Origin of the sequence: Arthrobacter sp. CAU 1506, assembly GCF_005047635.1 — a bacterium.
Classification (GTDB): domain Bacteria; phylum Actinomycetota; class Actinomycetes; order Actinomycetales; family Micrococcaceae; genus Crystallibacter.
In genome coordinates, this window is record NZ_SUKC01000012.1 from 1 (window position 1) to 12,967 (window position 12,967).

The window sequence follows — 12,967 nt, forward strand, 5'->3', positions numbered from 1 at the left end:
ACTCGACTTTCTGAAGGACGTTTCCGCAGGTCAGAGACGATGTGGTGTCGTCCATGCAGTGTGGTGCCGAAGTCGCGGCAGTGGAGGGCCTGTCGTGCATCGGATGCAATAATCACTGTTCTAGTTGACATAATGTGGATTATCGGCGTTACGAATAGGGCCGGGCGGGGAGCCTCACAGGCGATCTGGCAACTGGTCTATCCCGCTCGGGTGAACCTCGTTGGAAGCCAACTGCGGGCGGCTTTCTCTGCACGACGCCGTGGCATCAAGCCGGCCCGCCGTCGTGCCAGCGGCATGCGGCTGTGCCGAGACCTGAACGCGCAGACAACGTCACCATGTCGGCCATGTTGTCTGGGTGTCAGTTGCCCGTTGATAAGTTCGCCCGTTGACGCTGTTCGCGCAGCACCCGTGCGCCTGCAATGCTCGCACGGCATTGCCTCGGGCATCACCCTGATCAGGTGTCTGTCGTCTCCGTATCACCGCCTCCACGACGCCGCCTGAGGGGCTCAGGAGATCAAGCCAGGGCCTTCCGTGCTCTCCCGCTTGGTACGGCACGCCGCGCGGTTAGGTTGACATAATTCTGCGCCACGCCCGTCGGCATGGCGCAGAATCACCCCAGCGGCTGATGCAGTGTCAGGCTTCGACGTAGGCCGCCAGATGCTTGCCGGTCAAGGTGGAACGGTTGGCAACCAGCTCCGCGGGAGTGCCTTCGAAGACGATCCTTCCGCCCTCATTGCCGGCCCCCGGCCCCAGGTCGATGATCCTGTCTGCATGGGCCATGACTGCTTGGTGGTGCTCGATGACGATGACGGATTTGCCGGAATCCACGAGCCTGTCCAGCAGGCCGAGCAATTGCTCGACGTCGGCCAGATGGAGTCCGGTGGTCGGCTCGTCGAGGATGTAGATGTCGCCCTTCTCCGCCATCTGCGTGGCCAGCTTGAGCCGCTGCCGTTCTCCGCCGGACAGGGTGGTGAGCGGCTGGCCCAAGGTGAGGTAACCGAGGCCAACGTCCGCCAGCCGGTCCAGGATCTTATGCGCGGCCGGGGTGCGCGCCTCGCCGGAACCGAAGAACTCCTCGGCCTCAGTCACCGACATCGCGAGCACTTCCGCGATGTTCTTCTCCCCCAGCGTGTATTCCAACACTGCCGACTGAAAGCGCTTGCCTTCGCATTCCTCGCAGGTTGACTCCACGGTCTCCATGATGCCGAGCTCTGTGTAGATCACGCCGGCACCGTTGCACACCGGGCAGGCGCCCTCTGAGTTTGAGCTGAAGAGGGCCGGCTTGACGCCATTGGCCTTGGCAAACGCCTTCCGGATCGGCTCAAGCAGTCCGGTGTAGGTTGCCGGGTTGCTACGCCGGGAACCCCGGATGGCGCCCTGATCAACCACCACCACGCCGTCGCGGCGGGCAACCGAGCCGTTAATCAGCGAGCTCTTACCTGACCCGGCGACCCCGGTGAGGACACAGAGAATCCCGAGCGGGATGTCGACGTCGACTCCCTGCAGGTTGTTCGTGGTGGCGCCGCGGACCTCCAGGGCGCCGCTGGCCTCGCGGACGGTTGCTTTGAGGGCCGCGCGGTCGTCGAGGTGCCGGCCAGTCAGCGTGTCGCTGCCGCGCAGCCCGTCCACGCTGCCTTCGAACACGACTTCTCCCCCTGCGGTGCCGGCCCGCGGGCCCAGATCGACCGCGTGGTCCGCAATCGCGATGGTCTCCGGCTTGTGCTCGACGACCAGCACGGTGTTGCCCTTGTCCCGCAGTTGCAGCAGCAGTTGGTTCATCCGCTCAATGTCGTGCGGGTGCAAGCCGATGGTGGGCTCGTCGAAGACATAGGTCACGTCCGTGAGGGACGACCCGAGATGCCGGATCATTTTGGTGCGCTGCGCCTCTCCCCCGGACAAGGTGCCCGAGGGCCGGTCGAGGGACAGATAGCCGAGTCCAATTTCGGTGAAAGAGTCGAGCAGGTGCTGCAACCCGGTGACCAGCGGCGCGACCGAAGGCTCATCCAGCGTCCGGACCCAGTCCGCCAGGTCGGTGATCTGCATCGAGCAGAGGTCGGCGATGTTCTTGCCCCTGATCTTCGATGACAGGGCTTCCTGGGCCAGCCGGGTGCCGCCGCAATCGGGGCAGGTGGCGAACGTGATCGCCCGGTCCACGAAGGCCCGGACGTGGGGCTGCATCGCCTCACGGTCCTTGGAGAGCATCGACTTCTGGATCTTGGGGATCAGCCCCTCATAGGTGAGGTTGATGCCCTCCACCTTGATTTTGGTCGGTTCGGCGTAGAGCAGCTGGTGCAGTTCCTTCTTGTTGTACTTGCCGATGGGCTTATCCATGGGCAAGCCCGCCCCGCTGAAGATCCGGCCGTACCAGCCGTCCATGCTGTAGCCGGGTACGGTCAGCGCGCCCTCGGACAGCGATTTGGTGTCGTCGTACAGCGCGGTCAGGTCAAAGTCGCTCACCGAGCCCATGCCCTCACAGTGCGGGCACATGCCGCCGAGCCGGTGGAAGGTGGCCTTTTCGGCCTTGGTCTTGCCGCCGCGTTCCACGGTGATGGCACCGCTGGCCTTGACCGACGGAACGTTGAACGAATACGCGTTGGGCGAGCCGATGTGCGGGTCCCCCAGCCGGCTGAACAGAATCCGCAGCATCGCGTTGGCGTCCGTGACCGTGCCGACGGTGGAACGCGGGTTGGCGCCCAGCCGCTCCTGGTCAACGATGATTGCCGTGGTCAACCCTTCGAGCATGTCCACCTCGGGCCGGGCCAGGGTCGGCATGAAGCCCTGCACGAAGGCGCTGTAAGTCTCGTTGATCATGCGCTGGGACTCGGCGGCGATGGTGGCGAACACCAGCGAGCTCTTGCCCGAGCCGGAGACTCCGGTGAAGACCGTCAAGCGCCGTTTCGGGATCGCAACGCTGATGTCCTTGAGGTTGTTCACCCGCGCACCCTGCACGGTGATCATGTCGTGGCTGTCTGCGGCGTGCGCCCGCGGCTGCGAGTCCGTCGTCGTGGCCGTACTCATCGTGTCTCCATCTGTGAGGCGGGGTCACCGTTGGGGTCTCCGAAGGTGACGATATCCATGACCGTAATGCTAGCCGTGGCCGGGGCGCCCAAACTTCTCCATTCCTGCCCGTTCCGGACGGCGGCCAACGACGGCGGCCTTGGCGTGAGCCCGGGACGGCAGTTTGCCTCGGCCGCGACGTTCGCGGCACCTTTCAGCCGGAGGTCGCGCCGACCGTCGCCAACGCCTTGCGGGCGCGGCCCAGCGGTCCGCTGATGTTCAGCTCGTTCGCCAGCAGGTCGAGCCGTTCCGCACGGTCATCGTCGGGCACCCGCAGCCGGCCGTCAACGCTCCCGAGGTCCAGGTCCCGGACCACGTTGACCACCGTGGGCGCAACCTTGAGGTAGTCAGCGGATTCGGCAATCTTCGCCCGGAACCGCGCGGACATCTGAGCCTCCGGACTAGCGGCGGCGGAAACTATTCCGTCCAAACTGCCATGGTCCTTCAGCAGTCCGGCCGCCGTCTTATCGCCGATGCCGGGCACGCCTGGCAGGCCGTCGGAGGTGTCGCCGCGCAGCGTGGCGAAGTCCGCGTACTGCACGGGCAGCACGCCGTACTTGCGCACCACGGACACATCTGTCAGGACTTCTAGGTTGCTCATGCCCTTAGCTGTGTAAATCACCCGGATGTCCCGCTCGTCGTCCACCAGCTGGAACAGGTCCCGGTCTCCGGTCACGATATCGACGGGAACGTTGGCCTGGGCTGCAAGGCTGCCGATCACGTCGTCGGCCTCATGCTGGTCAGCTCCGACGACGGCGAGGCCAAGCGCGGCCAGCACCTCGCGGATCAAAGGCAATTGGGCCACCAGCCCCGGCGGAGTCTCTTCAACATCGACGCCCCCGGGCACGGTCGAGGCCACGCGGTGGCGTTTATAGGTCGGAATCAGTTCGACCCGCCACGCGGGACGCCAGTCGTTGTCCCAGCAGGCCACCAGGTGGGTGGGCCGGTAGTCGGCCACCAGCCGGGCGATGATGTCGAGCAATCCGCGGACGGCGTTCACCGGAGTTCCGTCCTTGGACTTGATGGAATCCGGCAGTGCGTGGAAGGCCCGGAAATACAGCGAGGCGGTGTCAAGGAGCATGAGTCGTTCGTCCACAAGTTGCCCTTTCGCTGCTGACAGGGACCAGGTCCCCCGGAGTTGGTACTACCTTAGTGCCATGGGTCACGGCAGCCGAAGGAATCGAAAGTGTTCGGTGTTGCTGTTGACGGCGGCAGTCTTCACCTCCGGATGTACCGGCGCCCCCGGAGGCCTGTCCCCCGCCACCCCGCCGGCTAACCACCCGGTGGCGGCCGCCGTTGACCAGGGCCGGGCGCACTACACGGACCGTGTGGTCAACCTGCTGATCACGAACATTTCCCCTGATCCCGTGCTGGTGACCTCAGCCACACTGCATTCACCGCTGTATGACGGAGCGGCGGACTGGAAGCCCACGCGCGTCGGCGGCACGAAGGTCTCGGCCGGTTCAACCGTCAGCCTGCCCGCTGAGCTGCCTCCGGCCGAGTGCTCGGCCGGTCAAGCGGCGGATGAGGCTGCGGGGCACCGGATAACGGTGACCATGGACGGCGAACGGTCAGGGCTGAGCACCGTCGAAGTCCGGGCCAACGATCCGCACAACGTGCTCTCCCGGAACCACTCGGAGGACTGCTTGGCGCAGGCTGCGGGTTCGGTGGCAGCGCTGCGGATTGACCAGACACTAAAAGTGCTGCCAGGCAGCCGCTCCGCACTGGTCGGCATAGACGTCCGGCCGACGGGCGGGAAGGAGTCGTTGGTCATTGAATCCTTTGGCACCACCACCCTGCTGGACGAGGACAGCAAACATGCCTGGCCCAGGAACCTCCGCGTGGACGGAGCTGATGCGGCATCCCGCCTGAGCCTGCAGGTGGTGCCGATGCGTTGCGATCCGCATGCTTTGGCCGAGGACAAGCTGGGCACCCGGATTCCGGTCAGCATCGCAGCCGGGAACCACCACGGCGTCCTGCGGCTCGATGGCGGCCATGATTTTGACCGCGCGGTGTACCGCTTCATCACCGCTGCTTGCCAAGCCGCCGGCCAGAGGGGCTGACGGCCTCCGGCGGCCGGTGTCTGCGTTTGCCGCGGCGTGCCAGCGCCTACACTGACAGCTGTGACCGACTACTCTGCCGAGCAACTGCGTGATCTGGTTCAATCGCTGGCCGCCTCCGGCGAACCTGCCCCCATCCTGCAAATCGGCGATCCGATGCTGCGGCAGCAGGCAGTGGTGTTCGACGGGCAGTTGGACGCTGCGGGCCTAGCCGCGTTGTTGGAGCTGATGCGCCGGACCATGCAGGCTGCCCCCGGCGTCGGACTGGCCGCTCCGCAGATCGGGGTGCCGCTGCGGATCGCGGTTCTCGAAGACAGCTACGCCGCGGACCCCGAAGTGGCCGAAGCGCGGCAACGCACCCCGCTCCCCTACTTCGCGATCATCAATCCGTCCTACCGCGCCGTCGGCGAGGAAACGGCCGCCTTCTATGAGGGGTGCCTGTCCTTCGCCGGATTCCAAGGCGTGGTGGAACGGCACAGTAGCGTCGAACTGGACTACGACCTTCCCGACGGCAGCCACCGGCAGGAAACCTTCACCGGCTGGCCGGCCAGGATTGTGCAGCATGAAACCGATCACCTGGCCGGCACCATCTACGTGGACAAGATGCTGCCCCGGTCGCTCTGCGGCAATGCCGAGTACATGCGCTTCTGGGCGCAGCCGACGGTCAATCAGGCGCGCGTCGGCCTAGACTTCTAGGCCGGCGCCCGCACCGGCTTACCCTACGCCGGCGCAGCTGCTTTCGCCCCGGCGGCGGCAGCGAAGCCGCCGTCGTTGTTCTGCTCGGTGGGAAGGTAGGTGGACCACCAGCGCAGGATTTCGTCAAAGCGCTGCTTCCGGTGCCACGGGGTGCCGGCACGCGAGAGCTCATGGTTCTCGCCGGGAAAGATCAGCAATTGGGTGGGAACGCCGCGCTGCTTCAGCCCCACGTAGTAGCGCTGGGCCTGCTCCAGCGGACAGCGCAGGTCTTCTTCGGAATGGATGACGAACACCGGGGTGCGTACCGAGTCCAGCTGGGCAAAGGGATTCTGGCCGCGGACGCGTTCCGGATCGGTGCCGGTGTATTCGTCCGAGAAGAACCAGCCGATGTCCGAGGAGCCGACGAACGACGGCGGATCCAGATAACCGCGCTCCACGATGGCCGCGACGAACCGGTGGTCCTGGGACACCGTCCAGGCTGTCAGGTAGCCGCCGTAGGAGCCGCCCATGATGCCCTGCCGGCTTCCGTCCAGCTGCGGGTACTTTGCCACCGCGCCATCCAGGAACGCCAGCACATCGGCCATATCCACGGTCCCCATGGCACCCTTGATGGCGCGGCCATGCGTCTGGCCGTAGCCGGCGGATCCACGCGGGTTGCACATCACGACGGCGTAGCCCGCCTTGGCATAGACCTGCGCCTCATCGAACACCTCCCAGCCGTACTGGGCAAACGGCCCGCCGTGGATGTTCAGCAGCACTGGATGCGGCCCCTCGCCCTCGGGCAGCAACACCCAGCCGTGCACCGGGTAGCCGTCGTCCGAGGCAAAGACCTCTTCGAGTGGTTCGGCAACGCCCGTGCTGCGCAGGGCGGCAGAGAAGTCGGTCAGTCGGGACAGTCCGGCGCCGGCGACCAGTCCGAGGTCCCCTGCCGTACCGGCGTCGGAAAAACTGACGACCGTCCGGCCTTCGGCGTGTGCAGCAGCCGACACATTCAGCGGCCCGTCGACAAGGACGGTGCTGCTGCCCGTGGCCGATACTTCCAGCAGTTGTGCTGAGCCGCGGTGCCGGTTCACGGCCAGCACCGAGTCTGGACCGGTGGGCACCAGGTCGCCCTCGGCCAGGTCCAACGTTTCCGGATCGGTCAGCCGCCGGACCTCGTGCGGAGCGGACACGGGGGCGGCATAGAGTGCGGTGTTACGGGCGACGAAGTCCGTTCCGTTGCCGATCGAACTGCCCAGATAGAACAGCCAGTCGCCGTCGTTGCTGAGCGCAGGAGAGCCGGCGCCCAGGGTTTCGCCGGCCAGGTTGGACAGGAGCTTTGGCTGCTCGTCCAAGGCTTCAGGATCGAGGGCGTACACGTCGCGCCGCAGATCTTCATCCGCGCTGTTGTGCAGCGCGGCGGCGAAGTACAGCGTCCGCCCGTCCGGGCTGAAGACCGGGCTGTCGTGGTCGGCGTCCGCGCTGGTGAGCTGCCGTGCGGGCGCTACCGCCGAAAACTCGGCGCCGGCGTCCTCGGTGGCCTTCCGCGCCCGGCCCACGGGCGCAACCGCCGGTTCCGCCTGCAAGTCCGGGGTGTCCACCATAAACAAGTGGCTGCGCTTGTCGCCCGTGTAGCCGGCGCCGTTCATCCGGTACTTGAAGCCGGTGACCAGCCGGGCATCTTCGGCACCGGGGCCCACGCCGTCCAGCTTGCCGTAGCGACCCTCCTCCGGGACGCGGGCGGCGAAGACCAGGCGGCGGGAGTCCGGTGCCCAGATGAAAGCGGAGACCCCCAGCTTCTGGTCGGTGACGGCCACTGGCTCTCCGCCGCGGCTGTCCACCACCATCAGTTGCGGCCGCTCCCCCGGTGCCGCCGCCCGCAGGAAGGCCAGCGAACCGCCGTCGGGCGAGTAGCACGGCGCGGTGTCCCTGAAGCCGCGGGTCAGGCGGCGAGGCGCTCCGCCGTCATCAAGCGGAACCTCCCACAATTGCCCTACATAGCTGTCCGACGCAAAGTCAGGATGGGTGACGGACACCGCCGCACGGCTACCGTCCGGGTGGAGTGTTGGGGCGGACAACGAATTAAATAAAGCAATGTCTTCAGATCTCACCCTTGTGAGCCTAGTCTCATCGCCGGGCCGGAGCCAATCAGCCGCACCGCCGTCCGCGCTGCCTAGGATGGAGCATGCCCTCCGCCGTACGCCCCCTGGATCTGGTCCCGCTGATGCTCTGCCCGGTCTGCGGAGAACAACTGGAAGCCGCCGGGCAGGTCCCGGCCCAAGGCCTGCGGTGTGCGGCAGGCCACCAGTACGACGGCGCACGGCAGGGTTACGTCAACATGCTCACCGGCCGCGGCACCCGCTTTATTCCGGACACGGCCGAGATGGTCGCCGCACGCGACGCCTTCCTGGGCGCCGGACACTACGCTCCGCTGGCCCGGCAACTGGCGGCGACCGCCGGCACGCTCCTGGCCGGCACGCCGGCACCCGTGCTGCTGGATGCCGGTTCAGGTACCGGCTACTACCTTGAAGCCGTGCTGCGAAGTGTGATGGATGGCCGGGCATTCGCGCTGGATCTGTCCAAGTTCGCCCTGCGCCGGGCAGCCCGTGCCCTGCCGGACGCCTTGTGCGTGGTCTGGGACCTGTGGAAGCCGCTTCCGCTGGCTGCCGGCAGCACCGACCTGATCCTCAACGTCTTCGCCCCGCGAAATCCCGCGGAGTTTGCCCGGGTGCTGAAACCCGGCGGCCACTTGGTGGTGGCCACGGCAGCGCCCGGGCACCTGGGCGAACTGCGCGACGTGGTACCGCTGCTGGCCGTGGATGCCGACAAAGCAGAGCGGCTGGGCACCACCCTGGGCGACGGCTTCGAGGGAGTGGACAAGGTGCAGCTCCAGGTGCCGCTCCAGTTGGACGCCGAGGATATGGTGCAGCTGGTCATGATGGGACCTAACGCCCACCACAGCGATGCCGGAGAGATCCGTGCTGCCGCGGCCGACGCGACTGCGGCCGGCGGATTTCAGGTAACCGCGCGGTTCACTGTGTCGACGTATCGGCGCCGCGGCCGCGGATAGGCCCGTCGTCGCAAGGCACGGCCTTGCGCCCCTTCCGGGTCGGTGGACGGGAACGATCAGTGGACGGGCTCGGCCGAGGCATCCTTGGGGGCGGCCGGCGCCAGATCGACAAACATCCATTTCAGGAACAGCTGGATCAGCGGTCCGATGGCCAGGACAAACACCAGCGTGCCAAGCCCGACGACGCCGCCGAGCAGCCACCCGGTGAGGGTCACCGCTGCTTCGATCCCGGTCCGGACTATCCAGACCTGCCACCCGGTGACAGCATGCAGGCCGGTCATCAAGCCGTCGCGGGGGCCGGGGCCCAGTCCAGCTCCGATGTACAGGGCGCTGGCGGCAGCCAGCAGCAGCAATCCGACGCTGAAAGAAGCAATCTGCGCGGCCAGATGATGCCAGTGCGGAATGACCAGCAGACCAATGTCGGCGAAAAAGCCAACGAGCAGTGCGTTGGCGATGGTGCCTGCGCCCGGCTTCTGCCGCAGCGGGATCCAGAGCAGCAGCACAGCCGCGCTGATCGCCACGGTAGCCCAGCCGAAGCTCATGCCGGCTGCCCGGGCTATTCCTTGGCTCAGCACATCCCACGGCGCGGAACCGAGGCTGGCCCGGATCATGAGGGCGATCGCGATGCCGTAGGCGAAGAGACCGACAAACAGGCGCAGCGTCCTCAGGGACAATCGGCTGCTGGTCAGTACTGTCTGCATGGCAGGCTCCGGGAGACGCGGTGGGGCGCGGTATTCAGCACCGAACCATCCTATCCAGCCCGCGGTCTGACTTCCCGGCAACGCCGTTCTGGTTACAACTTGGCCACGATACGCCCAATCCCGCACGCAAGTGGCCAATTTCACGCCGACCCGCCCCGCCGTCGGGCATGATGGAAGCATCAAGGGCAGCAGCAGCTCGCGGTGGATGCCTGCTTGAACGATGCAGGCTCAGGAAACGGCGGCTGCTCCAACATCTGGGAGTACTGATGATCGAATGGCTTGTCGCCAACAGCTGGGTACTCTGGCTGGTCGTGTTCCTGATCTTGGCCATCGTCGAAATGATGACGCTGGACCTATTTTTTATCATGATGTCCTCCGGCGCACTGGTGGCCCTGTTCGGGGCTTTGCTCGGGCTGCCTTTCTGGCTGCAGGTGGTCATCTTCTGCGTCGTCGCTTTGCTGATGGTGCTATTCGTCCGGCCGGTCGCATTGCGGCATCTGCGCCGTGGACCGCGGGAGCAAGCAACAAACGTGGACCGGCTGATTGGTGAATCAGCGATGACGCTTGAATCCGTCACCGACCATTCCGGCGTGGTCAAGATCGGCGGCGATACCTGGACCGCAAGGTCTGCGGACGGATCGGCCATTCCGGCCGGTCAGCGCGTTTCGGTGGCCCGGATCGAGGGCGCGACCGCCGTCGTGACACCACAACGAACAGACGGGCCGCTCCCGGCCCAGTAAGACCCGCGCCGGGCTGGATTCCGGCACCCGAGTCACTGACACCACTCCTAGAGGGGAACTATGGATAGCAATATCGCAATCTGGATCGTGCTGCTGGTCCTGATCTTGTTCGTCGTGATCGTCCTGGTCCGGGCCGTACGGATCGTCCCGCAGGCACGGGCCGGCGTTGTGGAGCGACTGGGCAAGTACCAGCGCACCTTGAACCCGGGACTAACCATCCTGATCCCCTTCGTGGACCGGCTGCTGCCACTGCTGGATCTGCGCGAACAGGTTGTCTCTTTCCCGCCGCAACCGGTGATCACCGAAGACAACCTGGTGGTCTCCATCGACACCGTGGTCTATTTCCAGGTCACCGATGCCCGGGCCGCGACCTACGAGATCGCCAACTACATCCAGGCTGTTGAGCAGCTGACTACCACTACCCTGCGCAACGTGGTGGGCGGCTTGAACCTGGAAGAGGCGCTCACGTCCCGTGATCAGATCAACGGCCAGCTGCGTGGAGTCCTGGACGAAGCCACCGGCCGCTGGGGGATCCGCGTCTCACGGGTGGAACTCAAGGCGATTGATCCACCGCATTCCATCCAAGATTCGATGGAAAAGCAGATGCGGGCCGAACGTGACCGCCGCGCGGCCATTTTGACTGCCGAAGGCCTCAAGCAGTCCCAGATCTTGACCGCGGAGGGCCAGCGGCAGGCTGCCATCCTTGCGGCGGAGGGCGATGCCAAGGCGGCCATCCTGCGGGCCGACGGCGAAGCCCAGGCCATCCAAAAGGTGTTCGACGCTATCCACAAGGGCAACCCCACTCAAAAGCTGCTGGCCTACCAGTACCTGCAGACGCTCCCCAAGCTTGCCGAAGGCGAATCGAACAAGCTCTGGATCATCCCCAGCGAGGTTGGCGAAGCGCTCAAGGGCATTGGCAGCGTGCTGGGCGCTGCGACTCCGGAGGACGGCACGCCGGCGGTCTCCGCAGCCGACAACGCGCCGCGCGGTTAGGCCGCACGACCGCAGCCTCATGAAGGACCCGGCGGCCCAGGCATCTGTGAGCCTGTGGCCGCCGGGACCCGCAGCAGCCCGGCGGCGTTTTACCTGAAACAGGGGCGCGGACTATAATGGGTTGTTTGCCGGGAAGTTGCCGCTCATAACCATCCTTGACGTGGAGCAGATTGCCTTTATCATCTGCGACCGGGAACAGACGGCCGCCCGCCGACGTTGAGGGTGTTAGCGAGCCATCGCGGACGTGGTCCAAGCACCAGGTCCGCCACAAGACAAGAGGGAGAGATCATGAGCGATCGTAGCCTGCGGGGTATGCGCCTCGGAGCGCAGAGCATGGAGACCGAATCCGGTGTCGAGCCGGCTCCGCGCCAGCGCGTTGAGTACCGTTGCGAGGATGGCGAGCAGGTGTTCGTCACTTTTGCCGCAGAGGCCGAGATTCCCGCAGTCTGGGTCTCCAAATCCGGCAAAGAGGCGCTCCTGGTCGACGGAGAAAGGCCCGTTGACCCGAATGCCAAGCCAGTGCGCACCCACTGGGACATGCTCCTGGAGCGCCGCAGCGTGGAGGAACTGGAACAGATCCTCGAAGACCGCCTGACCAAGCTCCGCGAACGCCGCGGGGAACGGCGCACCGCTTAACGCCTCGCCTCTCAGCCGCCAAAGCTAAAGGGAGCAACCCGGAATCCGGGTTGCTCCCTCTGCTTTTAAGTCGGCCTCTGATGCATTCGTCCGGGTCCGGAGCGCTCGCGCGGCTCAGGCCCTCTTGGCGCGAAGCCTGCGCCACTTGTCGGCAATCCCCCATTTGGTGACCAGCACAATCGATTCGGCAACAATTGCACCGCTCATCTTCGAGTCGCCGTACTCCCGCTCGACGAAGGTGATCGGAACTTCGCGGACTGTCAGCCCTGCCTTCAGGGTCTGCCAGGTGAGATCGATCTGGAAGCAGTAACCGACCGATTCCACGGCAGCAAGATCGATGGTGCGCAGGGTCTGGGCCTTGAAGGCGTTGTAGCCCCCGGTGATGTCGCGGATGGTCACACCCAGCATGATCCGCGAGTACAGGCTGCCAGCCAGGGAAATGGCCTTGCGGTGGATGGGCCAGTTGACGACTTTGCCGCCGGGGATCCAGCGCGAGCCTTTGGCCATGTCTGCGCCCTCGCGCAGCGCGGACAGCAACCGGTTCAGTTCTTCCGGCTGGTGGGAGCCATCGGCGTCCATTTCCACCAGCACGTCGTAGCCGGCGTCGAGGCCCCAGCGAAATCCGGCGATGTAGGCTGCGCCCAGTCCGGCCTTGCCCTCGCGGTGGAGCACGTGGATGGCGGAATCTTCAGCGGCCATCCGGTCGGCGAGGGCGCCGGTGCCATCCGGTGAATTGTCGTCGACCACCAGGATGTCGGAGCCGGGTTCGGCGGAGCGGAGGCGGGCTACTGTCTTCGGGAGGGACTCAATCTCGTTGTACGTCGGGATGATGGTGACGACCCGCACTCAGTGGCCTTTCGAACGTTGTGCTGCAAAACCGCAGATTCCATGATGCGTGAGGTGCCCAAAGGCTTCCACATCGACGGTCCAGTATAGGCCATCGCCCGGATGGCCAGCTGGCAGACAGTCCGGGCGGCCGGTATCGGGAGGAAGGGCGGGTAGGTCCGCATGCCTTCGGGCCACGAAAGCAAACCT

At 65.6% G+C, this 12,967-nt stretch carries 11 protein-coding genes; 6 read left to right on the forward strand and 5 right to left on the reverse strand.

Annotated features, from left to right (window positions below):
- Positions 1 to 633 precede the first annotated feature (633 nt).
- Together E4J89_RS13735 and E4J89_RS13740 are read right to left on the reverse strand one after the other, a co-directional pair.
- Positions 634 to 3,018 (reverse strand): excinuclease ABC subunit UvrA, encoded by a 2,385-nt coding sequence (locus E4J89_RS13735; protein WP_136786721.1) that lies wholly within the window; start codon positions 3,016 to 3,018, stop codon positions 634 to 636.
- A 193-nt stretch (positions 3,019 to 3,211) separates the two neighbouring features.
- Positions 3,212 to 4,138 carry a 5'-3' exonuclease gene (locus E4J89_RS13740; RefSeq protein WP_136786722.1) on the reverse strand — a complete coding sequence of 309 codons (927 nt, stop codon included), beginning with the start codon at positions 4,136 to 4,138 and terminating at the stop codon, positions 3,212 to 3,214.
- Positions 4,139 to 4,250: 112 nt separating this feature from the next.
- On the opposite strand from E4J89_RS13740, the gene E4J89_RS13745 reads away from it, so the two are divergent.
- Both E4J89_RS13745 and E4J89_RS13750 read left to right on the forward strand, forming a co-directional pair.
- On the forward strand, positions 4,251 to 5,120 hold the full coding sequence (locus tag E4J89_RS13745; RefSeq protein WP_136786723.1) for a hypothetical protein: 870 nt from the start codon (positions 4,251 to 4,253) through the stop codon (positions 5,118 to 5,120).
- A 60-nt stretch (positions 5,121 to 5,180) separates the two neighbouring features.
- Positions 5,181 to 5,813 carry a peptide deformylase gene (locus tag E4J89_RS13750; protein ID WP_240691898.1) on the forward strand — a complete coding sequence of 211 codons (633 nt, stop codon included), beginning with the start codon at positions 5,181 to 5,183 and terminating at the stop codon, positions 5,811 to 5,813.
- A 23-nt stretch (positions 5,814 to 5,836) separates the two neighbouring features.
- Here the strand turns inward: E4J89_RS13750 and E4J89_RS13755 are convergent, their stop codons facing one another.
- Positions 5,837 to 7,903: a S9 family peptidase gene (locus E4J89_RS13755; protein WP_136786725.1), complete on the reverse strand. Its 2,067-nt coding sequence runs from the start codon at positions 7,901 to 7,903 to the stop codon at positions 5,837 to 5,839.
- A 74-nt stretch (positions 7,904 to 7,977) separates the two neighbouring features.
- Between E4J89_RS13755 and E4J89_RS13760 the strand changes: the two genes are divergently transcribed.
- Positions 7,978 to 8,862, forward strand: coding sequence for a putative RNA methyltransferase (locus E4J89_RS13760; RefSeq protein ID WP_169304008.1), 885 nt, complete (start codon positions 7,978 to 7,980; stop codon positions 8,860 to 8,862).
- Between the two features lie 56 nt (positions 8,863 to 8,918).
- Here E4J89_RS13760 and E4J89_RS13765 read toward each other — a convergent pair whose 3' ends face one another.
- Complete coding sequence (locus E4J89_RS13765; protein WP_136786727.1) at positions 8,919 to 9,563, reverse strand: hypothetical protein; 645 nt, start codon at positions 9,561 to 9,563, stop codon at positions 8,919 to 8,921.
- Positions 9,564 to 9,829: 266 nt separating this feature from the next.
- Between E4J89_RS13765 and E4J89_RS13770 the strand changes: the two genes are divergently transcribed.
- The 3 genes from E4J89_RS13770 (at position 9,830) to E4J89_RS13780 (ending at position 11,932) form a co-directional block, all read left to right on the forward strand.
- Positions 9,830 to 10,303: an NfeD family protein gene (locus E4J89_RS13770; RefSeq protein WP_136786728.1), complete on the forward strand. Its 474-nt coding sequence runs from the start codon at positions 9,830 to 9,832 to the stop codon at positions 10,301 to 10,303.
- A gap of 60 nt (positions 10,304 to 10,363) precedes the next feature.
- On the forward strand, positions 10,364 to 11,296 hold the full coding sequence (locus tag E4J89_RS13775) for an SPFH domain-containing protein (RefSeq protein WP_136786729.1): 933 nt from the start codon (positions 10,364 to 10,366) through the stop codon (positions 11,294 to 11,296).
- A gap of 288 nt (positions 11,297 to 11,584) precedes the next feature.
- Positions 11,585 to 11,932, forward strand: coding sequence for an RNA polymerase-binding protein RbpA (locus E4J89_RS13780; protein ID WP_136786730.1), 348 nt, complete (start codon positions 11,585 to 11,587; stop codon positions 11,930 to 11,932).
- Positions 11,933 to 12,046: 114 nt separating this feature from the next.
- On the opposite strand, the gene E4J89_RS13785 is transcribed toward E4J89_RS13780, so the two are convergent.
- Positions 12,047 to 12,778: a polyprenol monophosphomannose synthase gene (locus tag E4J89_RS13785; RefSeq protein WP_136786731.1), complete on the reverse strand. Its 732-nt coding sequence runs from the start codon at positions 12,776 to 12,778 to the stop codon at positions 12,047 to 12,049.
- Positions 12,779 to 12,967 lie beyond the last annotated feature (189 nt).

Coding starts and splice junctions, on each gene's coding strand:
- E4J89_RS13735 (WP_136786721.1), bottom strand. CDS start 3,018: ATGAGTACGGCCACGACGACGGACTCGCAGCCGCGGGCGCACGCCGCA.
- E4J89_RS13770 (WP_136786728.1), top strand. CDS start 9,830: ATGATCGAATGGCTTGTCGCCAACAGCTGGGTACTCTGGCTGGTCGTG.
- E4J89_RS13775 (WP_136786729.1), top strand. CDS start 10,364: ATGGATAGCAATATCGCAATCTGGATCGTGCTGCTGGTCCTGATCTTG.
- E4J89_RS13740 (WP_136786722.1), bottom strand. CDS start 4,138: ATGCTCCTTGACACCGCCTCGCTGTATTTCCGGGCCTTCCACGCACTG.
- E4J89_RS13765 (WP_136786727.1), bottom strand. CDS start 9,563: ATGCAGACAGTACTGACCAGCAGCCGATTGTCCCTGAGGACGCTGCGC.
- E4J89_RS13780 (WP_136786730.1), top strand. CDS start 11,585: ATGAGCGATCGTAGCCTGCGGGGTATGCGCCTCGGAGCGCAGAGCATG.
- E4J89_RS13760 (WP_169304008.1), top strand. CDS start 7,978: ATGCCCTCCGCCGTACGCCCCCTGGATCTGGTCCCGCTGATGCTCTGC.